This window comes from Streptomyces sp. SLBN-118 (assembly GCF_006715635.1).
GTDB lineage: Bacteria > Actinomycetota > Actinomycetes > Streptomycetales > Streptomycetaceae > Streptomyces.
This window is the reverse complement of sequence record NZ_VFNP01000001.1, coordinates 1,152,678-1,176,368: the sequence shown is the minus strand read 5'-3', so window position 1 is coordinate 1,176,368 and position 23,691 is coordinate 1,152,678. Positions and strand designations below refer to the sequence as shown.

At 67.6% G+C, this 23,691-nt stretch carries 16 protein-coding genes and 1 pseudogene; 4 read left to right on the top strand and 13 right to left on the bottom strand.

What is annotated here, in order from left to right; genetic code table 11:
- Positions 1–253: 253 nt before the first annotated feature.
- On the bottom strand, positions 254–1,564 hold the full coding sequence (locus tag FBY35_RS05460; protein WP_142212695.1) for an ABC transporter substrate-binding protein: 1,311 nt from the start codon (positions 1,562–1,564) through the stop codon (positions 254–256).
- A gap of 340 nt (positions 1,565–1,904) precedes the next feature.
- Positions 1,905–3,878, bottom strand: coding sequence for a glycogen debranching N-terminal domain-containing protein (locus FBY35_RS05455; protein WP_160159234.1), 1,974 nt, complete (start codon positions 3,876–3,878; stop codon positions 1,905–1,907).
- A 152-nt stretch (positions 3,879–4,030) separates the two neighbouring features.
- Between FBY35_RS05455 and FBY35_RS05450 the strand changes: the two genes are divergently transcribed.
- Entirely contained in the window at positions 4,031–5,089 is a 1,059-nt protein-coding gene (locus FBY35_RS05450) for a LacI family DNA-binding transcriptional regulator (protein WP_160159233.1), read from the top strand.
- A 1,270-nt stretch (positions 5,090–6,359) separates the two neighbouring features.
- Entirely contained in the window at positions 6,360–8,816 is a 2,457-nt protein-coding gene (locus FBY35_RS05445) for a hypothetical protein (protein WP_142212692.1), read from the top strand.
- Positions 8,817–8,887: 71 nt separating this feature from the next.
- On the opposite strand, the gene FBY35_RS05440 is transcribed toward FBY35_RS05445, so the two are convergent.
- From FBY35_RS05440 to FBY35_RS36930, 3 genes are all read right to left on the bottom strand, one after another.
- Positions 8,888–9,085: a hypothetical protein gene (locus FBY35_RS05440; protein WP_142212691.1), complete on the bottom strand. Its 198-nt coding sequence runs from the start codon at positions 9,083–9,085 to the stop codon at positions 8,888–8,890.
- 343 nt (positions 9,086–9,428) lie between these two features.
- Positions 9,429–11,765 (bottom strand): LuxR C-terminal-related transcriptional regulator, encoded by a 2,337-nt coding sequence (locus FBY35_RS05435; protein WP_142212690.1) that lies wholly within the window; start codon positions 11,763–11,765, stop codon positions 9,429–9,431.
- A gap of 404 nt (positions 11,766–12,169) precedes the next feature.
- On the bottom strand, positions 12,170–12,301 hold the full coding sequence (locus FBY35_RS36930) for a hypothetical protein (protein WP_260848523.1): 132 nt from the start codon (positions 12,299–12,301) through the stop codon (positions 12,170–12,172).
- Between the two features lie 150 nt (positions 12,302–12,451).
- Between FBY35_RS36930 and FBY35_RS05430 the strand changes: the two are divergent.
- A pseudogene (locus FBY35_RS05430) lies at positions 12,452–12,961 on the top strand (SigE family RNA polymerase sigma factor).
- A 526-nt stretch (positions 12,962–13,487) separates the two neighbouring features.
- Here the strand turns inward: FBY35_RS05430 and FBY35_RS05425 are convergent.
- The 6 genes from FBY35_RS05425 to FBY35_RS05400 all read right to left on the bottom strand — a co-directional run bounded on the left by FBY35_RS05425 (position 13,488) and on the right by FBY35_RS05400 (position 19,974).
- Positions 13,488–14,171 (bottom strand): HAD family hydrolase, encoded by a 684-nt coding sequence (locus FBY35_RS05425; RefSeq protein ID WP_260848522.1) that lies wholly within the window; start codon positions 14,169–14,171, stop codon positions 13,488–13,490.
- 50 nt (positions 14,172–14,221) lie between these two features.
- Positions 14,222–15,028: a DeoR/GlpR family DNA-binding transcription regulator gene (locus FBY35_RS05420; RefSeq protein WP_260848521.1), complete on the bottom strand. Its 807-nt coding sequence runs from the start codon at positions 15,026–15,028 to the stop codon at positions 14,222–14,224.
- Between the two features lie 317 nt (positions 15,029–15,345).
- Positions 15,346–16,380 carry a zinc-binding dehydrogenase gene (locus FBY35_RS05415; protein WP_142212687.1) on the bottom strand — a complete coding sequence of 345 codons (1,035 nt, stop codon included), beginning with the start codon at positions 16,378–16,380 and terminating at the stop codon, positions 15,346–15,348.
- Positions 16,381–16,670: 290 nt separating this feature from the next.
- Complete coding sequence (locus FBY35_RS05410) at positions 16,671–17,567, bottom strand: carbohydrate ABC transporter permease (RefSeq protein ID WP_142212686.1); 897 nt, start codon at positions 17,565–17,567, stop codon at positions 16,671–16,673.
- Positions 17,564–18,532 (bottom strand): carbohydrate ABC transporter permease, encoded by a 969-nt coding sequence (locus FBY35_RS05405; protein WP_142212685.1) that lies wholly within the window; start codon positions 18,530–18,532, stop codon positions 17,564–17,566. The genes FBY35_RS05410 and FBY35_RS05405 overlap by 4 nt, the downstream gene beginning before the upstream one ends.
- Positions 18,533–18,621: 89 nt before the next feature.
- On the bottom strand, positions 18,622–19,974 hold the full coding sequence (locus tag FBY35_RS05400; protein WP_142212684.1) for a sugar ABC transporter substrate-binding protein: 1,353 nt from the start codon (positions 19,972–19,974) through the stop codon (positions 18,622–18,624).
- A 332-nt stretch (positions 19,975–20,306) separates the two neighbouring features.
- Between FBY35_RS05400 and FBY35_RS05395 the strand changes: the two genes are divergently transcribed.
- Positions 20,307–21,293, top strand: a complete 987-nt coding sequence (locus FBY35_RS05395) for a carbohydrate kinase (RefSeq protein WP_142212683.1) — start codon at positions 20,307–20,309, stop codon at positions 21,291–21,293.
- A gap of 141 nt (positions 21,294–21,434) precedes the next feature.
- Here the strand turns inward: FBY35_RS05395 and FBY35_RS05390 are convergent, their stop codons facing one another.
- Both FBY35_RS05390 and FBY35_RS05385 read right to left on the bottom strand, forming a co-directional pair.
- Entirely contained in the window at positions 21,435–21,938 is a 504-nt protein-coding gene (locus FBY35_RS05390) for an ATP-binding protein (RefSeq protein WP_160159232.1), read from the bottom strand.
- A gap of 220 nt (positions 21,939–22,158) precedes the next feature.
- Positions 22,159–23,691 carry an FGGY-family carbohydrate kinase gene (locus FBY35_RS05385; protein WP_142212681.1) on the bottom strand — a complete coding sequence of 511 codons (1,533 nt, stop codon included), beginning with the start codon at positions 23,689–23,691 and terminating at the stop codon, positions 22,159–22,161.

The window sequence follows — 23,691 nt, the reverse complement described above, 5'->3', positions numbered from 1 at the left end:
CGGCGAGCAGCGGGTAGCCGACCACGAGGGCCAGGACAAGGAATGTCGGCGTGAGCAGTACTGCGGCCAGCCGGTTGTCGCTCAGGGAGAGCCGACGCCGTGCTGCTGGTCCATCCGGGGTGGCCGATGCCGTCGGCACGGGTCGGCGTTGTGGAGTGAGCACGGGAGGTGCCTTCCGATGCGGCGTAGGGGACGGTGCCCTCAGCCGGGCGCAGACTGCGTGTCAGGGTTTGCTGCGCCCGGCTGAGGTGCCTCACGGTGTCGTGATCTGCTCGAGCTTCTTCTGCAGCGAGGAGAGGGCCTCCTCGGGTGCGGCTTGTCCGGCGATCACCGGGTACACGGCTTCCTGGATGGCGGAGGAGACGTCGCCGTAGCGCACGACCTTCGGGCGCGGCACGGACTGATTGATGGACTCCTTCAGCGCGGGAAGATAGGGGAACTTCTTCTGCAGCTCCGGGTCGTCGTACAGCGAAGTCAGCGTGGGTGCTTGAGACGTGGCCAGGAGGTTGGCGCGCTGGGTTTCCGGGCTGGCGAGGTAGGTGATGAAGTCCAGCGCTGTGGCCTTGTTCTTGGTGAAGGAGGACACCGCGAGGTTCAGGCCGCCCAGGGTGGAAGAGCCGGGGCCGTTCTTGCCGGGCAGCGGGGCGACGTCGAATTTTCCGGCGACTTTGGAGGACCCGTCGGTCTTGTTGGCGAGGTCCCACACATAGGGCCATTGGCGCAGGAAGACGAGCTTGCCGTCCTGGAATTCCTTGCGACCGTTCTCCTCCTGGTAGGTGCGGGACTTGGCCGGGATCGTCTTGTCTTTGAACCGGTCGACGAGCCAGGTGAGCGCAGACTTGCTCTCAGCGGTGTTGACCGTCGGCTTGCCGTCCTTGTCGAACAGCTCGCCGTCGGCCGACTGCACGGCCTCGGCGAAGTTGACGACCAGGCCCTCGTACTTGTCGAACTGCCCGGCGTAGCAGCTGGCTCCCTCGGTATCCGGCAGCGCCAGTACCTTGGCGCAGTCGGCCTGCATCTCGGTCCAGGTGGTGGGGGCGTTGCTGATCCCTGCCTTGCGCAGCAGGTCGGAGCGGTAGAACAGCAGGCCGCCGTTGGACTGCCACGGTATGGCGTAGGTGGTACCGCGGTAGGTGGCACTGTCGATCGCTGAGGGGAAGGTGTTTGCCGGGATGATTCCGGTCGGGATCTTGTCGATCCAACGGTTGGCGGCGAACTCCGAAGTCCAGGTGATGTCGAGGGCCAGCACGGAGTAGGCGTCGGATTGCACCTGCGCGTTCTGCACGAGCTGCTGGAGCTGGCCGTCGGCGGCGGCGGGCAACTCGTTGATGGTCACCGTCTCTTTCGGGTGCTTGGCGTTCCAGCCGTCGACGAGCTTCTCCAGGTTTCCGGAGGTGTCCTTGCCGGTGGCCAAGGTGATCGGGCCTCGCGCCGCCGCAGTGGACGGGCTGGACGAGGGGGAGTGAGAGGCGGAGCCGCCGGAGCAGGCGGACAGGGACAGTGAGGCGACGACCAGGGCAGACACGGCGGTGGCTCTGGTGCCTGGATGCAGGTGGCGATTCATGCGCTGAACTCCTTTTGGATCAGGCTTGGCGGACCGAAAAGGGCTGGAGCAAACGGGCCATGGGAGAGGTCCCCGCCCTGACTTTTGAGCGTTCAAAATTGGTGGTCGCATCTTCGTCCGCCTCTGCCTCTGGCGTCAAGCTTTTGTACTGAAATTCGGTCTGGGAAAGAGCCCGTGGGCCAGTCGTGCGGAACGTCGAGGGGTGTGTGTTTGGCCGGGCGGGGTCGGGGACACGAAATGCTCGTCGCGGAGCCCGACTTGAGCAACGCAAGCCGCATCGCACAGCTCGGACAGTGCTCGCGAGACACGGTTCAAAGGGGAAGAGGTCGCGGTGGCTCCGTCATTCGGGCCGAGCAGCCGATTGGCCCCGGTCGCCGTCCGGGGTATCGGCGACCGCACCGTGCAGCTCCTGCCGTTGCAGATACCCGGCCAGGGCAACCGCACCGGCCGCCGCCCATGCCTGCGGCCGACACGCGGTCGGGTACGCCAGCACGGCCTCGCCACGCCGCCCGTCGGTACCCCCGTACAACTCGGGCAGCCGGTAGTCGAAGTGCTCCGCGGCCGTCAGGACCCCCTGGGCCAGGGACTGGGCGACCATGTGGTGTCCCTCGGCGGCCAGTCCCAGCACGGCGATCGCGGTGTCGTGCGGCCAGACACTGCCGCAGTGGTAGCTGAGCGGGTTGAAGGCCCGGCTGGAGGACGACAGAGTGCGCAGGCCGTAGCCGCAGTCCAGATCCGGGGCCGCCAGCCGGCGAGCGATATGGGCGCTCTCATGCGGCTCCAGCAGGCCGGTATCCAGAAGATGCGCCATGTTGGACGCGGCCCCGTCCACCGGCCGTTTGTTGCAGTCCAGGGCAATCGCCGGATAAGGCCCCACCTCGTCGACAAGCCAGAACCGCGACCTGAAGCGAGCGCGCAGCCCCTCGGCCCAGTGTCGCCACCGCTCTCCACTGCCTTCACCGAACGCTTCCAGCAGGTCTGCCCCGCGCACCGCCGCGGCGTAGGCATATCCCTGCGCCTCGCACAGCGCCAGCGGCGCCTGCGCGATCCGTCCATCGGCCCAGCGCACGGCCTGCGGCGTGTCCTTCCACCCCTGGTTGGCAAGCCCGCCAGGAGCACGGCGTCGGTACTCCACAAAGCCGTCACCGTCGGAGTCCCCCAAGGTGATGATCCAGTCCAGGGCCGAGCGCAGGTTCGGCAGCAGCTGGGCGACCTCTCCGTCGGGCATGCCCGCCCGCCAGGCGGCGTGCAGCAGCCGGATCCACAACGTGGTGGCATCGATCGACCCGTAGTACAACGGCGGGATGACCATCTCGCCCAGCCGCAGAGTCTGGCGCCGCACCTCGTGCAGGATCTTGCCGGGCTGCTCGTCGGCATCCGGGTTGAACGCGGTGCCCTGCCGGCGCGCGAGCACGCGCAGGGTATCGGCCGCCAGGTCGACGCTGTGCGGCAGCAGAAGCTGAGCCGACCACAGGGCATCCCGGCCGAACAGGGTGAAATACCAGGGACTACCCGCGGCCAGGAAGTGGTCCGCCGGCCGGCGTGGGTCCGCCAGGAGCAGCCCGCCCAAGTCCTCCAGACTCTGGTCGAGGAGCCGAGCCAGGCGCCGGTCCCCGGGCCGGACGTGGCTCGCAGGTCTCAGTCGGTCCACGGTTGCGGGCAAGAACGGCGGCTGCTCGTCAGCCGCGCTCCCGCCGAGGCCGGCCGTGACTACCAGCGACACCGAACGTGCCTCCCCCGGGGGCACATTGAGAGGGAACTCCAGCTCGGCCGCGTCACCACCCCCGCGGTATACGGCACCGGGATGCGGCTGGGAGGTCAGCTCGACCTCGTCGCCCTCAGCGTCGGTCCAGCGCAGCCTGCCCGCTGCGATCTGCGGCACCAGCGCCGCCACCGCCTCCCCGCCGCGCACCACGTGCACGGGCGCCAGGTCCGTGGCCACGCGTACGCGCATCTGCACGACTGCTGGGACCAGCCCGAAGTTCTCCAGCTCCAACACCTCCTCGAACCGATCGGCGTGCGCAATGCGCCGGCGGTGAAGGACGAGCGGGGCATCGGCGCAAACATCGTCGGCAAGCCGCACCAGGGCCGAGAAGAGGTGACCCGCGGCTGCTCCCTCGGCGCGTTGGCCGACCGGGGTCAGCAGGGCACCGTCCACCTCGACCTCCAGCACCGACAGCACACGGCGGTCCGCGCCGTAGAAGCCGGTGACGTCCCCGGCTCGTACCTGGCCGTTGGCCGCGCTCAACGCCACGCAGGGCGCCTTGATGACCGAGACGAGATCGTGCAGGGGCGGTTGCAGGTGGAAACTCACGAGGGCCTCCAAGGGCCGCGGCCCAGGGTTGGCAGAACTGAAGTTTGAGCGATAAAATGAAGGAGTGTGAGACGGTACTCCACGAGCCGGTCACACCGCCAGGCTGCGTGTTCCCATTCGAGGAACACCGAAGGAATGAGGCGAGGCAGAGCGTGACGGAGTCCGACCAGGCGCGCACCCGTAGGGGTGCGGCGCCGACCCTGGAGGACGTGGCCCGTGCCGCGGGAGTATCGCGTCAAACGGTGTCCAATGTCCTGAACGCCCCGCAGCGCGTCAGGCCCGACACCCGCCAGCGGGTCGAGCAGTTCATCGACCGGTTGGGTTACCAGCCCAACCGCATCGCCCAAGCCCTGCGAGCCAATGACTCACGCATGATCGGGTACCGGTTCAAGCCCCTCACCCACCATGCGCTGGCCTCGATCCACGACCGCTTCCTGCACGCCCTGTCGGAGTGGGGTGCTACCGCGGACCGGCACCTGCTGCTGTTCTCCGCCCCCGACACGGCCGCCGAGGTCGAGATGTGCGCCAAGCTGCGCCGCAGCGGTGCGGCCGAGGCCTTCGTGCTGTACGACATCGAGGCGGACGACGACAGGCCCACCGCGCTCCTGGAACGCGGACTGTCCTTCGTCGCCTTCGGCCGCACGGCCAGCGGCACCGACCAGTACTCCTGGGTCGATGTCGACAACACCGCCGGCATCGAGGCCGCGGTGGCGCACCTGGCCGAACGCGGCCACCGCCGAATCGGCTACGTCGGTCTACCCGAAGGGCACAACGTCGGCGGCCGCCGGGCCCAGGGCTGGCACAAAGCAATCGCCCGCCGAGCCCTGAACGGCAACGGACTCGACGTGCGGGGTCCGGACACCGTCGCCTCGGGCACCGAGTTGGCCTTCGGGCTGCTCGGACAGCCGGATCCGCCTACCGCGGTAGTGGCCGCCACCGACACCCTGGCCGTCGGCGTCATGCGCGCGGCCCTGCAGTGGGGCCTGGACGTGGGACGCGATCTCGCCGTCGTGGGCTTCGACGATACGCCCACCGCCGCGGCACTCGATTTGAGTAGTATCCGCCAGCCCATCGAGGATGTCGGCCGTGAGGTCATGTCCGTTCTTGCTACGCTCGGCCCGCGACCCGACGCGTTTGCCCCTGCGGCGACCCTGCTGACACCGAGCCTGACGGTCCGTTCCTCCAGCGCCAGTCGAGCCCCGCAGCGGTAGGCGGACCTCCGCCGACGGGTCACCGCCGGCCCGTTGCCCTGGCGCTCTGGCGCGCCCGGTGCCGCTTGGTGGCGGTGAAGATTCCCGTGGCGCGGCGGCCCCGGCAGGGACAGGGGTACCTCCCAAGCGGCGGCAGCCGGACAGCATTGCCAACACGTGACGCCCCGCGGCGTCTGCGGATCGCGCGGCGCCCCCCTTGCGCCGACGGCCGAGCCGGGCACCTTACCCGTGTTCCACGAGCTTGCGGACGGCTCCTACCTGCCCGTCCATGGTCAGCTCAGGACCACCCACCAACTCGGCAGGCGTCGCACCGCGCAGCGACCGCAGCCACGAGAACTCCTCCGGCCGGGCCGATCGAGCTCCTGGCGCCGGAGTGGCAATGAGGAGAACGTAGGTACCCAAATACGTGCTTTCACTGTCTCCTTATCCACGACAAAAGTGTCAGATATCTGCACCGCTGCTTTCGGCGGAGATCGAAGGTTCCGCCATGTGTGCACACCAGCCACCGTGCCCGCCCTGGGACGCTGTAGGTGCCAACAACCACGTCCGTACTGGCCACGCTGCATGTTTGTACTCGTGCAGGATGCCGCTGAGGCGATCGCGTCGGCGGTCCACACGGTGCGGCGGCGATCTTGATGCCGAGGGCGGCGATTCGCCGTGGATGCACCTGGTGGAGCAGGCCGACGGCGAGGCGCCCGTGGGTCGGGTCCCTCTCCGTCGGCCTCTGCCCGAATCGGAGTGGCGGCTTTCGCCGCATCCGGCGCTCCAGCGCTCTACTTCCGGGTGGTTGTCGCGGCCCGTCCGGCGTGGATGTTCTGGTGGCAGCATGCGCAGACCACGAGGCTTCTGCCCAGGTGCTTGGCCATGAGGCGGACCCACGTTGGCCGTTGAGGACTTCCTCGCTTGTTGAGATCGGCGAGTTTGACCAGGTCGTGGACGTGTGGTTCCGTGCGCACGTCGCCGAGCCGGCGTCGTCGGCAAACTCGTTGCAGCGCGGATGAGATTTTCGGCAAGGGCCGGGCTGCTCCCGGGACGTGATCACCAAAAGGCCGCGAAGCCCGGCGGGTTGACACCACGTTTCCCGTCGGTTACACCTGCAGCACAGGATTTTTGAGCGCTCATATACCTGCGATATGCAGACGGCTCGAGCAGAGCCAGTCCTGCCTTCTCAACCGTGCTTGTCCCCCTCGTCCCTTCCTTCCCCGGCAGGTGCTTCATGTCCTCCGAACGCAGATCCGCCAGAAGCCTCCCCCTGTGCCTAGGTGTCGTCATGGCCATGTTGTTGACGGCTGTGATCGCCCAGGTGTGGCACCCCGTCGGGGCCAAGGCCACAACACCCTCTACAGACATCAACACCGACATCATGCGGACCGACACCGCCAATATCGGCTGGGACGGTGACTCTTTCGGAGTCGCCGCCCACAGCGATGGCAGCTTCGACGTCCGGGAATATGGCAGGCCCGACAACAACAACAGGGCAATCGTCGTAAGGTTCGGCATCTACAACAACTATGACAGCAACGGCCGCCCTGCCACGCCCCTGCAGTGGACCAACGTGGGAGGCTACTACCCTGCGCTGCAGACCAAGTTCGAGCGGGACAACTGCACGGTGACCATCACGAACTTCGGCGACAAGGTCAAGGCGGGTGGCCACTCCTACGTAGCCATCTACTCTCGGGTTCAGATCACGAACCACGACACCGTCAGTCACACCCTCGACCCCGCGGTCTCCTCCATCGGGAACACCCAAGGCGCTGGCCTGGTGCCCCTGCAGGGCGGCAGCAACTCCGTCGCGCCGGGAACGAGCGTCAGCCACTCCTACGTCATCGCCGCGGACAAGATGGGCGCCGGCGATGCCTACGGCTGGCCCTCCTCCAGCGACCTCGCAGCGGCGCTCCCCGACGACGATAGCGGCTTTGTCAACAACCTCAACGTCAGCAGATACGACAATGCCTACACGCACATGACGCGGTACTGGGATGGCCAGCTCAGCAAGATAGCGAGTATCAGCGTCCCCGACTCCCGCCTCACCAATGCCTACAAGGCCGGCTTCATCTACACGCAGATGGTCAAGGACGGGACCCGCTACAACGTCGGGGAGAACGACTATGACACGGTCTTCGACCACGACGAGATCGGTATCTACGCGAACCTGCTCAGCCAGGGCTACCTGAGTGACCTCAAGGACCGTCTGTCGAACTCCCTGCTCAAAGACGTCGGTGCGACCGGCCTCGACTACATTGACGCTGGTTTCAAGTACGCCTGGCCTTGGGCTGTCTACCTGCTCAAGACCGGCGACACCGCGACGGTGCACGCCAACTTCGACACCATCGCTTCCCACTCCAGTGCCGACAGCATCATCAACAAAGAAGAAAAGAGCGGGGCATACCAGGGGCTTATCGTCCCAAGCAATAGCACGGACTCCAATGGCCACTGGCTGGTGGATGACCAGTCGGCGCTACTGGGCCTGCAAACCTACAGCTACATCGCGAGGACGTTGAGCTCCTCCTATACCGACCGGAATTACGGCCAAGAAGCCACAGCCGCCGATGCGGCATACGGCAACTTGCTGAACGCGGTGAACTCCAAGCTCAACAACACCATCACCAGTAACAACCTCAACTATCTGCCCTGTGATCCGGGCATCCCGAACACCACCAGCAGTGGGACTGCCAATAACGCCTGCGGGAAGACGAACAACGCGAACTGGGGCGCCATGTTCCTCTTCGGCCGCTGGAACTGGGACGGCTCCCTCTTCCCCGGGGCCCGGACCGGGCCGATGGTCGACAAGCTCGATGCGACTTACGACCACGGATTCGGCGCCCTCTCCGGTCTTCCCGCCCACACGTACGGGGGCTACCCCAGCACCATCAACAGCAGCGGGGGCTACAGCACCGCCTACAACGCCGGTTACGGCGAGGCCGCTCTGGCCAGTACCAACCACCGATCCGAAGGGATCTACGGCTACCAGTTCATGATCACAAACACGCAGAGCGGCCCGTTCTCCTGGTGGGAGGGAATCCCGACCGCAGGTTACACGTCCTGGACGCCCGGCCGTCACGCGACCGCGGGAACAGGTTCCAGTCCCCACATGTGGGGCCAGGCCAACGCCTCCCATGTCCTCCTGGACTCTCTGATCGCCGAGAAGTCGGACGGCACGATCATCGTCGGGGACGGTGTCCCCACAGAATGGGTGCGCCCCTCCTGGAGCACGGACATCACCGTTTCCAACTACCCGATCTCCGGTGGTCACCGGATGGGTATCAAAATCACCACCGCCGACACCGACGGCAAGAGAAGGGTCACGCTCACCCGGTCGGGCGACCAGCCCAGTGGCAAGATCGTCTTCAAGGTGCCGGCCTTCGTCAACAACATCGAAGCCGTTAGCACCGGCACCAAGGACGACGCCCAGGGCACCGTGACCGTCGACCCGGGCAATGCTTCGGTCACCGTCACCCTGAAGAGCGCCTCCTTCTACAACTCCCTCGGCGGACTCGACCTCGACGGCTACTGCAAGTCCATAGGCGAAACCGGCGGCGCCAGGCTCACCGGCAACATGAAGGCATATGACTGGAAGTGTGTAACCCCGTCCGGGCAAACGGTAGGCTTGAGCGTGGACGACGCCTGCACGTACGCCTACCCCGAGAACCCGTCCGTCTTCTCTCTCGCCGCCTCCGATGACCCCTACAGCTGGAAGTGCTACGCGAAGGCTTCCGGGCAGCGCTGACGCGCCAGCAAGGGTGCCTCCTTCAGGAGGCACCCTTGCCCCTGCAGTGGCGTCAAGCCCACAACCGGAGTTCATGCCCACCCACCCCGAACCAACAGATCACGTTCGGAAAGCGGATGGCTGGCGAACGGCGCGTCGGCGAACACCTCACCGAACGCGTCCCGCACCCGGGTCGCCAACACCCCTTTCGGGAACGCCGCCCGCACCACCTGAGCCGTCATTGCGGGAACCCATAGCCCGACCCCGGCCACAACGACATCACGGATCATCTCTTCGGATCCCGCGAACCGGTACCCGAGCTCACCGTCCCACCAGACCACAGATCACGGAGGCCCCCCACGTGAATGGACCAGCAGAGTCACGAAGGGAGTCACCTCAATCGCCAACAGCATCCCGAGCGAGACAGAGCCGAAGACCGTACAGACAGCGATCGGAAGGATCGGCTCCAGCACGGAATCCGAACTCGACGCCTTCCAGATCGCCTTCGAAGGCCGCCTGACCCCGAGCAACAACTGACCACTCAACAACCAAGATCAGCCGCTGAATTGATACACCGTCCACGCCCGGGTCGCCGCAGCGGGCAGCCGGGCAGGGGTGTCGCGCGGGGTGGGGTCAGTGGGGTTGTTGGGTGGTCCAGGCGGCGATCTGGGCGCGGGAGGTGAAGCCGAGTTTGACGAGGATGTGTTCGACGTGGCCTTCGGCGGTGCGGGGGGAGATCACTAGTTTGGTGGCGATCTGTTTGTTGCTGAGTCCCTGCGCGATCAGGGCTGCCACTTCGCGTTCCCGCCGGGTGAGCGGCACCGCCTCCTGTGCCGCGGACGCGACCGGGCCTGGGCCCGCTGCGGGTGCCTTCTCACCCAGGGCAAAGGCGTAGGCATCCTCGACCGAGAGTTCTGCGCCCGAGGCGAAGGCGGCCTGGAACGCAGCTTCGCCCAACGCCCCACGCACCGAGGCCTCACACCGGTCATGTTCGGCAAGGAACGGTGCCGAGTTGAGCGGTACGCGGTGGTTATGATCCGAAGTCTGCGGCGCCGTGTGCCGCATGAGGTTGACCGCGCCGAGCAGTCGTGCTGCCTGCTCGTGCTCGCCCTCCTGGGCGGCGATCCAGGCCAGAAGCTCGGCGCAGTACACGCAGGCCAGATGGTCTCCGGCGGCTCGCCCGAACCGCAGGCCTTCACGCAAGAGCGTCGTGGCCCGGCGGGTGTTGCCCCGGCGGACCATCTCCAGGCCGACACCCCACAGGGCGTAGGACTTGCCCCAGGTGGAGCCCTTCTCTTCGCACAGGGCAACCGCCTCTTCCCCGTACTCGAGGGCACGCGGGTCGCCCAGCAGGGACAAGACCATAGCCAGAATGATCAGCGAGATCAGCATGCCACCGTAATCGCCCAGGGCACGCTGCCGCTGAAGTCCCTCGGTGGCCAGCGCGAGTCCGCCCTCGATGTCGCCCGTGCTCAAGGTGGCCGCAGCGGTGAACTGGGTCGCCCAGGCCAGAGCGGACCGGTCGTCAAGCCGTTCGGCCGCCTCCCGGCATTCCGCCAGCAGACGAAGGGCCTCAGTCGTGTCACCCCCCTCGCGTGTGAACCAGCCCAGGACCCACAGGGCTTTGGCCCGCTCAGGGCTGTCCTCCACCTCCAGGGCGAGCGCCCGCTCGAGCCAGCCACGGGCCTCGCTCAACGCGCCGACGGAGTACCACGGCGCCCACAGGCAGCCGGCCATCTCCATGGCGGCTGTGACCTGGCCGGGCTCGTCCAGGCTGTACTCCAGCGCCGCACGCAGGTTCGGCCGCTCCACCCGCAGCCACGCCAGCCAGTCCAGATCGTCCGGCCCGAACCAGTCGGTCTCACCCTGCTTGACGAGGTGCTGGTACCAGTCACGGTGCCGGCGTCGCAGAGCCGGCTGCCGGCCGGAAGCGGCCAGCAGGTCCTGCCCGTACTGGCGCAGCGTCTCCAGCAGCCGGTAGCGCATCCTCCCGCCGCTCTCCTCACACCCCACGACCGACTTGTCCACCAGGCCCGCCACCAGGTCAAAGACCGCCCCACGCTCGATCCCCTCCCCACAGCACACCGCCTCGGCCGCCTGAAGGTCAAAGCTCCCGGAGAACACCGACAAACGCTCCCACAGCAACCGCTCCGGCTCGGAGCACATCCCATAGCTCCAGTCGATCGCCGCCCGCAACGTCCGCTGCCGCGGCAGAGCAGCGCGAGATCCACCGGTCAGCAGGGCGAAACGGTCATCGAGACGATGCAGAATCTCCTCCACCGACAAAGCCCGCACCCGCGCCGCCGCCAGCTCGATCGCCAGAGGAATCCCGTCCAGCCGCCGACAGATCTCGGCGACCACCCCCATCCTGTCCTCACTCACCGCAAACCCCGCACGCGCCGAGGCCGCACGCTGCATGAACAAGCTCACCGCCTCGCTCTGCGCCGCAGCCTGCGGCGCACAGTCAGGGGCGGGCAACGCCAGCGGCGGCACCGGCACAACACTCTCCCCAGCCACCCCCAACACCTGACGGCTGGTGGCCAGCACATTCAACCCCGGGCACGCCTGAAGCAACGCACTCACCAGCGCACCGCACGCATCGATCAGATGCTCGCAGTTGTCCAGGACCAGCAGCACCTTCCGCTCCGCCAGATAACCACGCAGGATTTCCAGCGGCGCCAGCGACGACTGCTCACGCAGCCCCACAGCATCCACAACCGTCTGAGCCAGCAGCCTGCCCTCACTGAGCGCGGCCAGTTCCACCAGACACACCCCGTCCGGAAAGGCACGGCCCACCTCCGCCGCAGACCGGAGCGCCAACCGGGTCTTACCGATCCCACCCGCCCCCGTCAAGGTGACCAGCCGACCACCCGACAGCAGCTGCCTGACCTGACGCACCTCACCCCGCCGGCCAACAAAACCCGTCACCTCAACCGGCAACACCCCCACACCCCGCACACCACCACTCATGATCCAAGACTACTCCGCACGCCTGCCGGCCCCTGGCTGGTCAGGCCCCTGGCCGTCGGGACTGTAAAGAGAACGGCCCTCTCACTGCACTGTTCCGGTTCGGTGGGGACTCGATCATTTGTGGGGATCGAGTCATGGCACGTCCCTAAGAATGTGAGGCGGTCCGGGAGGACCGGGTATGGCTGATGGCGCGTTGCCCTCGAGGGCTCGGAAGGCTTCCGCTTACCTCCTTGAGCTGCGCAAGCGCCCGGTGCGCATGGTCGCCGAGATGCGGCCCGAGTACCACACCGAGTGGGCCGCGATGAAGGCAGTCGCCGCCAAAGATCGCGCGGGTCAACTCCGGTGCGTCGCCCGCTGCATGCGCCACAGTTCGGGACTGCTGCAGGGTTGGGTGACAGCGGGGTTTATGCAGCCAGGGCTGCGGCTGCTTGAGTCTGGCCCCGCAGGAGAGCGAGGAGCCCGTCGACGATCAGGGCCTTGGCCCGGGCGGGACTCGGGGTGGTCTCGAGGGCGAGTGCCTGGTCGAGCCAACGCATCTTGACCCGCGTCCCTGACCGGCGCGGTTCGGAAGGGCCCGGCTCCGTTGTGCGGACGTGAACCAGTTCACAGGTCTGGGGTGCATAGCAGGGCGGGGGCCAATGCCTTTCTAAGGGTGTAGGCGCGTGTGGAGAGGAGGGACGTTGCTGATGGAGCAGTCTCGGACCGATGGGTTCGACCAGTTCGTGGTGGCTCGCTGGTCGGCGTTGTTCCATCTCACGCGTCTACTCACCGGCGGAGACCTACATCGGGCCGAGGATTTACTGCAAGAGGCGTTGGTCAAGCTCTGGTTCGCGTGGCCGAAGGTCGCTGAGCAGGCTCCGGAGGCATGTGTGCGCCCAGTCCTGGCGCGAGCGGCAGCGCGTTCGGCTCGGCGGCGTTGGTGGGGCGAGCGCCCCAGCGAGCACCTGCCCGACATAGCCGAGGTCGGCGATGAATCCGCCGTCGTGGACGAGCGGACTCGTCTGGAGGCCGCACCGGCACAGTGGCCGACGCGGCAGCGGGCTGCAGTGGTACTGCGCTAATACCAGGACCTGTCCGAGAGGCAGGTCGCGGAAGCGTTGGGCTGCCCAGTGGGCACTGCCCGCTCCCATGCAGTGTGCGGCGTGACAAGGCTGCGGCAGATCCTGGTCGCCGAGGTCATCAAGCCGGTGGGGTGAAGGAGAAGCGATGGATGACTTTGATAAGGAGCTGGCACGAATGATGCACGAACCTCAGGAAAACACCCCCTTCGAGCCGAGGGACCGGAACCGTCTGCAGGCCGGCGTGCGGGCTCGTCGCCGGGCTCGGACGGCATGGATGGCCGGCGGTTCCGTCTTGGCCATAGCAGGACTGGGCGTCGGGCTGGTCGTTCTGCCGAATGCCTTTGCTGAGGACCGGCCCCCCGCTCCTCAACACCGACCCGTCTCGACCACGAAGCCCGTGCCGACCCCGACCCCGACCGAGGCGCCGGTGCCGGTCCCCCCCGCTCCGCCCCAGACCACCGGCACGGTTCCGGCCCCGACCCGAACGTCCAGCTCGAGGCCGGTCCCGGTGCCGCCCCCGACCCGAACGTCCAGCTCGAGGCCGGTCCGGGTGCCGCCGACCGAGGCGCCGGTGCCGGTCCCCTCACCGACGCAGACTTCCGCCAGCTGAGGTAGAACGGCGGCCGCCCAATGTTCGGCTGCTGTCCTTGGGAGGGACGCCTCAGGTCACCAGGCGGAGAACGTCCGCAAGGCCTCGGTCACCGGTACGGGTTTCGGCCGGCAAGATGTAGCTTCGCAGTCCGCAAGCTGATGCGCCGCCGTCGCGCACCGGGTCGTCGCCGACCATGAGGGTGGCCCGGGGGTCGGTGCCGAGGCCGTCGCACGCTTTGAGGAACATTTGCGGGTCGGGTTTCTCGCGGCCTTGCTCGTAGGAGATGACGCAGCTGTCTACCAGGTGGTCCAGGTGGTGGTGGGCGAGATGGGTCCGCAGGTCCCAGGCGAAGTCGCTCACGATGCCGATGCGCAGTCCGCGGTCCCGGAGTGTGCGCAGGGTGGGCTCGGTGTCCGGGTAAGGCGTCCAGGCGTCCGGGGCTGTGAGTTCCCGGTAGGCCGTCGCTTCCACGCCGCGAATAAAGTCCACGTGGCGCCACCAGCCGAGCATGGCGCGGTGGTGCCGCTGGGGGGAGAGGTCTCGGCCCTTTTGGAGGGCGGCGGTGGCCGGCAGCCGGAAGGCTGTGCGCAGCTGCCGGGAGATTTCCGCCAGGGCGTCGTCGCCGTCCAGCAAGGTGAGGCGGCCGGAGGCGGCGCCGACCCGTTGCAGCCATGTCTCCAGGTCGATCATTTGGAAGATCGTATTGCTGAAGTCGAACAGCACGGCCTGCACCGGCGGCATGGGTGCCGCCATGTCGGTGTCGCTGGGAGTGTATGCGCTCGGTGTTTCGAACAGGCTGTGTATCACAGTGAAGGCTCTTCGGGGTTGACCGTTTCGACGGGTACTCCGAGGGCGCGGATGGCCGCGAGTTCCGTGTCGGGGACGGCGGTGTCGGTGATGACTGTTTGGTAGTTGGCGACGGTGCCGTAGGCGTATGTGGCGGTCTTGCCGAACTTGGAGTGGTCTGCCAGGAGCAGTGCCTGTTCGGCGGAGGCGAGCATGGCGAGTTTCACCTCGACGTAGTCGTTCAGGGGGTGGAACAGGCGGCCTTCCAGGACTGCGGTGGCGGACATGAGGGCGAGGTCGGAGTGGATCTGGGAGAGGGCGCGGGTGACGGCGGGGCCGGTGCAGGAGTTGAAGTCGCCGTGGTAGTGCCCTCCCAGCAGGGTGATGCTTATCCCTGGCGCGGCGCCGAGGCGCTGTGCCAGGCCGACGGAGTTGGTAACCACGGTGAGCTGGTCGAGCCGGGCCAGAAGGGGGACCAGGGGGAAAAGGGTGGTCGAGTCGTCCATGAGCACGGTGCTGCCCGGTTTGATCCGGTTGACCGCGGCCGCGCACAGTGCCGTCTTGGCGGCGAGGTCGCTGTGTTCACGGAAGCGGGTGGCGGTCTCCATAGTCAGTGCCGGGAAGGCGAGTGCACGGCCGCGCTCCTTGCGCAGCAGATGGCGGCCGGCGAGGTCGTCCAGATCCCTGTGCATGGTCATCAGGCTGACGTCGAAGCGTTGGGCGAGCTCGTCGATGCGGGTCTCACCGTTTTCGACGACGTAGCGCAAAATGGCCTGCCGTCGTTCCTGAACGGCGGCCTGCGAGGGTCGCGTACGGGCGGGCACAGCGCCTCTCCTTTCCCCTTCGGGTCGGTTTCTGCCCAACGGCATTGGATGAAAACCGGCCCCTGACGGCACCGCGGTTGCGGCGCCGCGACCTGTGGACGTTTCGTCTGTGCCGGTCACACTCCCGTGCTGCCTCATAGCCGGGTCCCTGGGCGGGCTGGGCAGGGACGAGGGTTCGCGTTGGTTGCGGCGTCGGATGGCAGTGGGCACTTTGGTCTCGCAGTCTCGCACACGGGCAGTTGGAAGCCGGAGGTTGTGCGGCTTGGGGCGGGCTACGCGCTGCTCCGGCCGGACGGCGGGTGCTCGGCTGCGAGGCGTTACGGACCGTTCACGGTGACCAGGACTTTCACCTGTTCCGGATCCGCGGAGGCGGTGAAAGCCTTGGCGGCGTCGTCCAGCCCGTAGCTGGCGGTGACGAGTTCGTCGGTGTCGACGGCGCCGGAGGCAATGAGGGACATGGCGGTGCGGTAGTCCGCAGCCGTGTACATGAGGGTGCCTTCGATGCGGATCTCCCGGTCTTGGACCAGGTCCAGGCGGATCGGAGTGGTGCCGGCGGCTCCCACTCCCACTACGACGATCTGACCGCCCTTGGCGACCAGGCCAATGGCCTGGGCCATGGAGTGCTCGCGAGTCACGCAGTCGAACACGACGTCGGGCGGACCGCCGAGTGCCGCGTGGGCCTGCGCGACCAGGTCGCGGGCGTCGGCGTGCAGGGCCCCGTCTGCGCCGAGGCGCAGCGCCCGGTCCCGCTTGCCCTGCAGCAGGTCGGTGACGACGACACGGGTGGCGTCCGCGTGCCGGGCTGCGACCAGGGTGAGCAGGCCTATGGGGCCGGCGCCGAGGATGGCGACGGTGCGGCCGCTGAGGTCGCCGGCCTTCGCCACGGCATGCACCGGGGTGGCCAGCGGCTCGATGAGGGCGGCCTGGAGATCGGTCATGGCGTCGGGGATGCGATGGACGCGGGCGGCGGGGATGGTGAACAGGTCGGTCATGGCGCCGGGTGTCTGGCAGCCGAAGACCTTCAGTTCCTGGCAGATGTTGTAGCGGCCGGAGCGACACTGGGTGCACCGACCGCAGTACAGGTTCGGTTCGACGACGACCCGGTCGCCGGGGGCAAAGTCCTCGGCCCCCTTCCCCGCCCAGGCCACAACACCGACCGCCTCATGGCCGGGGTAGTAGGGCAGGTCGATGAACGGATGGTGACCGGCTGCGGCATGGATGTCGGAGCCGCATACGCCAACGACCGTGGTGCGCACCAGAAGTTCGTCGTCCCCGGGGACTGGAGCAGGCACATGCTCGATGGCGATGTCGTCGCGGGAGCGGACGACAACGCGGCGGATCGTCTCGGTCATGGGGTTCCGTTCCATTCGGGCGTCCCCACGGTGGGGCAGCCGGGCTTGGCCGTTTGCCTCACGGCTGAGGCCGGTGGGGAAGCAAGCGATCGCATCCGGAAACGCGGCCGGCTGGAGGCGGCCGCATATGAGGACGTCCCGTCGTTGGTACACCCGCCATCGGGCAGGCCCGTGCAGGGGGCGCACTCGCGGGCGGTGACGAGCGATGGCCTGGGGCGTGTGCGTCTCCCGCAGCGCCGGGGCGCAGAGGGCGCCGGGTGCTGCCCGGCCTATCACGGCCGCCGCGGCACTCATTTGACGGCTCCCAGGGACAGGCCGCGCACCAGCTTGTCCTGGGCGGCGAAACCGGCGATGAGGACTGGCAGTGACACCAACGTGGCCGCCGCGCACAGCCGGGCCAGGAACAGGCCCTCGTTGGTGATGAATCCGACCAGGAACACGGGCGCGGTGGACGCCTGCGTCGCGGTGAGGTTCACCGCGAACATGAACTCATTCCAGCTGAAGATGAAGCAGATCAGCGAGGTGGCCGCGAGTCCTGGCATGGCGACGGGCGCGACGATCCGCAGCAGTACGGTGGGCAGGCCCGCGCCGTCGACCTCGGCGGCTTCCAGCATTTCCTTGGGGACCTCGGCGAGGAACGAGCGCATCATCCAGACCGCGATCGGGAGGTTCATGGCGGTGTAGAGGATGACCAGCGTCCAGATGTTGTCCAGCATTCCGATGTCCTTGACGATCATGTAGATCGGCAGCAGCGCGGCGATGAGCGGCAGGAACTTGGTGGACAGGAAGAAGAACATCACGTCGGTCCACTTTTTGACCGGCTTGATGGACAGTGCGTAGGCGGCCGGCACCGCCAGGGAGAGGACCAGCAGGGTCGACAGGACGCTGGCCATGGCCGAGTTGAGCAGAAACGGAGCGATGTCCCGGCCCAGCAGCAGGTCGTACTGGTGCAAGGTGAGCGGGGCAAACGGGCTGGGTGGGTTTGTCGCCGCATCCGATTCCTGGTGGAAGGAGGTGAGCACCATCCAGGCCACGGGGGCGAAGAAGGCCAGGGTGGCCAGCCACGCGATGAACGTCCACAGGGGCGACAGGCGGGGTGCCTGGCCGGGGTCGTCGCTCTGCTTGCGGCGGCGGTGCAGCCTGCGGATGCCGGTGCCGGCGGCCGCAGGCGTGGTGGTGGCGGTCATCGGGACACCTCCTCACGGAACAGGGAGGCCACGACCCGCAGGGCGAACGTGGCGATGACGATCGAGCCGATCACCACGACGACGCCGGCGGCCGCGGCCTGGCCGTACTCGAACTTGCGGAACATGGTCAGGTAGATCTCGTAAGGCAGGTTGGTGGTCTGGGAGCCGGGCCCGCCCTGGGTGATGGTGTAGACGGCATCGAAGGTCTGCACGACGAAGATGCTGCCGAGCACGACGCCCAGCTCGATGTACTGCCGCAGGTGCGGCAGCGTGACGAAGCGGAAGGTCTGCAGCGCGGAGGCCCCGTCGACCCTGGCAGCCTCCAGTACGTCACCGGGCTGGGCCTGCAGGCCGGCCAGCAGGATGAGCATCATGAACGGTGTCCACTGCCACACCAGCGCGATCACCAGGGCCGGCATGGGGAAGGTGGAGACCCAGTCGACGGTGGGGCCGTGCTCGGCACCGAAGAGCTGCCAGACAGCGTTCAGGGTGCCGTTGAGGAGCCCGTAGTCGGGGTTGTAGAGGGCGTGCTTCCACAGCAGCGCTGCGGCCACAGGCATCACCAGGAACGGGGCGATCAGCAGAGTGCGTGCAAGGCCCCGGCCCAGGAAGCGGCGGTCGAGCAGCAGAGCCAGGCCCAGTCCGAGCAGCACGCTGACGACCACCACGGACGCTGTGAGGACGACGGTGTTGAGGACCGCATGACGCAACCGCTCGTCGGTGAAGACGAACGCGTAGTTGGACAGGCCGGTGAAATGACGGTCGCCCGGCCGCAGGATGTTCCACTGGAAGGTGGAGATGACGAGTGTGGCCACGAACGGCAGCTGCGTGACGATGACCGTGAATACCAGCGCCGGAAGCAGCGGGAAACGGCGCCGCCACTTGCTATCGCCTGAGCGTCGTCTGACCGGGCGGGCAGGCGGCCCCGTGGTCTTCGTTCGGAGGGGATGGTTGAGCGTGGGCATGGGCTTTCTTTCGCCGTCGGCGGTCTGGGGGCGTGCTGAGCGGGGAAGCTGCTCCGGCCGGGCGCGGACTCCGGCCGGGGCAGGGCGGCTCACTTGTAGTTCTTGGCGACGTCCTCCGCGAGCTTCTGACCGTCATCGAGTGCCTTGTCCACGCTGGTCTTGCCGGCGATGGCGGCGGAGATCTCCTGCGTGGCCTTGGTGCCGAGGTCCTGGAACTCGGGGATGGCGACGAACTGGATGCCGACCGTGGGCCGCGGCTGGACGCCCGGGTTGGACGGGTCGGCCTGCTGGATGGACTTCAGGGTGATGTCGCCGAACGAGGCGGCAGCCTTGTTGTACTGGGGAATCAGGTAGGTGCTGGCGCGCTTGCCGGCGGGGACGCGTGGCCAGCCCAGACGATCTCCGACGAGCTTCTCGTACTTCTTGCTGGACGCCCACAGCATGAACTTCGAGGCGGCGTCGGCCTTCTTGGTGGTCTGCGGCATCGCCCACGCCCAGGCCCACAGCCAGCCGCTGCTGGCGGTCTTCTCCACTGGCGCGTACGCGTAGCCGATCTTTCCGGCGGCCTTGCTGGTGCTGGGGTCTTCCAGCGAACCAGCCGCGCTGGTGGCGTCGTACCACATGGCGACCTTGCCCTGACTCATGGCGTTCAAGCACTCGGTGAACCCGGCCTGGGCCGCGCCGGCCTCACCGTGCTTGCGGACCAGGTCGACGTAGAACTTCGTCGCGTCCTTGAAGCCGCCGGTGTTGACCTGTGCCTGCCAGTCCTTGGTGAACCAGGTGCCGCCGAAGGTGTTGACCATGCTGGTCAGCGGCGCCCCGAGCTCGCCCCAGCCGGGCAGGCCGCGCAGACAGATGCCTCTCATGCCGGGCTCGGCGCCGTCGACCCGGGCGGCGAGGTCTCCAACCTGCTGCCAGGTGGGATGCTCGGGCATCTTCAGGCCCTTCTCGGCGAAGACATCCTTGCGGTACATGAGGAAGGAGGACTCGCCGTAGAACGGCAGGGCATAGAGCTTGCCGTCCGAACCGGACAGCGACTGCACCATCGGCTTGAGCAGGTCGCTCTTGTCGAAGCTCGCGTCCTTGTCGGCGTAGGACCCAAGCTCGTGCAGCCAGCCGTTCTTCTCCCAGATGGGGACTTCGTAGGCGCCGATGGTGGCGACGTCGTACTGGCCGGCATGGGTGGCGATGTCCTGGGTGACTTTGTCGCGCAGCTCGTTCTCGGGAAGGATCGTGAAGTTGACCTTGATACCGGTCTCCTTCGTGAACGTGCTCTGCGTCAGCTTCGCGATGTCCTCCATCTGAGGGTTGCCGACCATCAGCACATTGATGCTCTTCCCGCCGCCGGAGGACCCGCCGGCCCCGGCTCCGGAGCAGGCGGCGGTGGCTAGCAGCGCGGTGGCGGCGGTGCTGGCGAGGATGGCGTATCTCATCGATCGCATGAAGGGGACCTCTCGTACAGATGGGGCGGGAAAGTGGCCGGCGGCTCCCACGGTGGCGCCGCGCGTCAGCCGCTCGGCGGCGGAGCCTCGTCGGACCTTGACTGAGATTCGGCTGAGAGGGGGGATGTCGATGCCTCCCTGGGGTGTCGGGAGCGATATCGATGGCTGAATTATTAGCAGGAGACGACGCCATTGTTAACATATCTTGCGAGAAAATCTCTGGGAATCTATCGTCGTGACGTCTTGCAAGAGGTGTCGTGCCCTTCCGCCCCGGGCGGACGGCCGAACAGCACCCAGCCCCCGACCGCGCCGTTCGTCCCCGAGGAACCCGTATGAGCTCCATACCAAAACCCGCAGACCAGCCCGCTGTCATTGTCGCCGGAGACGCGCTGGTGGACCTGACGCCCGCGCGCACGGCCAACGGTGACGCGGCCTACCAGCCACGCCCGGGAGGCTCCTGCCTGAACGTCGCTGCCGGCCTCGGACGCCTCAGCGTCCCTGCAGCGCTGCTCGCACGTCTCTCCGACGATCATTTCGGCGACCTGCTGCGCAGACACCTCGCGGAATCCGGCACACACCTCACGCACGTGCTGCGGACGCCGGACCCGACCACGCTCGCCGCCGTGCACCTGGGCGATGACATGTCGGCCGTCTACTCCTTCCACGCCAACGGCACCGCCGACCGCGGCCTGCAGCCGACGCATCTCGCCGCGCTGCCGGACGACGGGAGACTTCCCGAGGCAGCGGCGCTGCACGTCGGCTCGCTAGGACTGCTGCTGGAACCACTGGCCTCGACTCTTGATGGACTGCTGCGCCGGGAGTCGGGCCGGCGGCTGGTGTCACTCGACCCGAACGTGCGCCCGGGCCTGGTCACCGACCGTGCAGCCTATCTCCGCCGATTCACCGACTGGGTTGCACTCGCCGACGTGGTGAAGGCGAGCGAGGAGGACCTGGCCTGGCTCCACCCGGGCGAGCCGTACGAGGCGGTGGCCGACCGCTGGCTGGCGTCCGGGGCAGGGCTCGTATTGATCACGCTCGGTTCCCGGGGCGCCTGGGCTGCGGGCCGAACCGCTTGCGTGCATGTGCCCGCCCCGGCGGTCGAGGTAGTCGACACCGTGGGAGCGGGTGACGCCTTCACCGCAGGGGCGCTCGCCTACCTGCACCGGACGAGCCGGCTCAGCCGAGGGGGCGTCGCTGGGCTGACCGCCGAGGAGCTCGAACGGCTGCTTGCGTACGCGGTGGAGATCGCTGCGGACACCTGCACCCGCGCCGGCGCCCAGCCGCCATATCGACGCAACAGCGCGCCGGTCCTGACGTAACTCGCCTGCTGGACGCGCGGCCGGCAGCAAGCCGGGCGGCTGCCCGAGGAAGACTCTCGGGCAGCCGCCCGGGTGCGGCGGCGCTGATGCGGTGGGTGGGGGAGCGCGGCAAGAGGGGAGATGGTCGCAGTGGCGCCGGGGTCAGTCGGCTCTCGTCTGGTTGGTCGTGGCGGCCAGCCAGGCCACGACGAGTGTTCCATGATCATCGTGATGCAGGTCGACTCGGAAGGAGAGGGCGTGGACGATGCCCAAGCCGCGGCCGTGCTCGTCCGGATCGCCGTCGGCGCCTCGGACGTGCGGCTCGGTAGGCTCTCCTTGATCACTCACGACGATACACAGCGCGCCCGGATCAAGGGTCAGGCACAGCGACATCTCGGTTCGCCCGTGCGTGGCCGCGTTGGCGGCGAGTTCTCCCACGACCAGGACAGCCGCCTCACGCTCGTCGTCCGAGAGGTTCCAGAGGGTCAGTACATGGGTGGCGGCGTCGCGGAAGCAGCCGACCAGCGCCTTCTGTGCCGGAAGGGTGAACTGGGCCTTCGGTGAACGGCGCGGGGCCAGGGTCTTCAGTCCCGGTCGCGTGATGTCGACCCATGGGGCGAGGGGCGGGGGGCCGAGGGAGGCCGGGCGGGCCGAGTAGGGAGACATGGCCGGAGCTTTCAGGCTGTGGAAGGAATCCGGTGCCACCCCAGGTGGCGGGTGACCAGGTCCCGGACTGCGGGGCAGGCCGCGAGAGGTGTCGTCATGTCTTATATATGCTCCCGCCGGAGCCATTTGCAATAGATTTGCCCAACAAATCTCATAAAATCCAGTAACTCGACTCGGGCTCTAACGTTCCTTGTGTGATCTAGGGGCTGCAGGGCGGTCCTCAGGGTGCCTCGCACTCGGCAGTCCCGCACGCATCCAAACGCGCCCATACCGGGCCCAGAGCGTCCATGGCCTCCCGGTAGACCTGGTAGGCCTCCTCGAGCACAGCAACCCGCTCAGCGGCCGGCTCATGCCGCCTGAGCAGGGCGGCACCGGCGCGTGGGTCGGCGACGCCGTCAATGAGCCCGACAGCGGTCGCGGCCAGCAGAGCCGCCCCCCGCGCAGCGCTTTCCTCGACATCGGCCACTTCGACCGGCCGCTGCAGTGCGTCTGCGAACATCTGGCTCCACACCTCGCTGTGCGCGGCGCCGCCCGTCAGCTGGGCCGGCCCGGTCACTGAAAGTCGCGAGCCAAGCGCGTCGACATGCCAGCGGTGGTTCAGGACGATGCCTTCCATCAGAGCCCGGAGCAGGTGACCGCGATCGTGCCAGCCGCGCAAGCCGAGAAACGTGCCGGACGTGGCCCCCTGGTGAGGCGAGCCATAGACGAACGGGTGGAACAGCACCTCCGACGGACCGGGCAAGCATGCCTCGACGTCCCGACCAATTGCCTCGTGGACGCTGTCACGGTGTTCGGCCAGCCCGATGACCTGCAGGAACCACTCCAGGTTCGCCACCGAAGTCGGTGAGGTGGACATGGTCATCCACTGCCCCGGGTGGACGAACCGGCGGACCTGCCAGCGGGGATCGACGACGGGGTGCTCAGTGACCACCTCGTTGATGCTGAACGACCCGGCTATCAGGCACAGTTGACCGGGCGCCGCGCCGCCGATCCCTAGCGCGGCCGCGTCCACGTCGTGGGCGCCGGTAACCACGGGGGTACCAGCGGCGAGCCCAGTGAGCGCCGCGGCCTCGCGGGTCACAGTTCCAACGACGGTGTCACTGGCCAGGACGGGCGGTAGCTTGTCGGCGAGCGCGCCGAGCCCGTACAGGTCCAGCAGCTCCGGTGAGTAACCGCCCCGTCGCATGTCGGTGAACGAGGCGCTGGCGTCCGTGGGATCAGTGGACACCTCGCCCGTCAGCCGCAGGCGCAGCCAGTCCTTGCAGGAAAGCAGCCAGCGGGCCTGCTGCAGCGTCTGTGGCTCATGGCGCTGCAGCCACACCAGCAACGCGGCAGGCGAACCCGCGAAGGGCACCGTGCCCGACAGCGCGAGGGCACGGGACCAGACCGGTGTGTCCTGCCAGGCATCCAGCACCGGCTTGGCGCGCGTGTCCATCGCGACGATCGCGGCCCGAACCGGTCGGCCTTCCCTGTCGACGGGGTACAGGCCGTCGCCGTGCCCGGTCATCCCGACCGCGGCGACGGCCCGCCCCGCCCCTGGCCCCGCTTTGGCGAGACAGGCACTGATGGCCCGGTGCGCGGACTGCCATGCCTCGTCCATGTTCCGTTCGACCCAGCATGGGTGAGGGGTCTCCAGCGACAGCGTGCCGCTGCCCTGTGCCAGCTGCCGGCCGGCAGCGTCGAACAGCACGGCCTTGGTCATGGTGTGTCCCGCATCCACACCGAGCACCAGGTCAGGCCTGAGCGGAGTCAT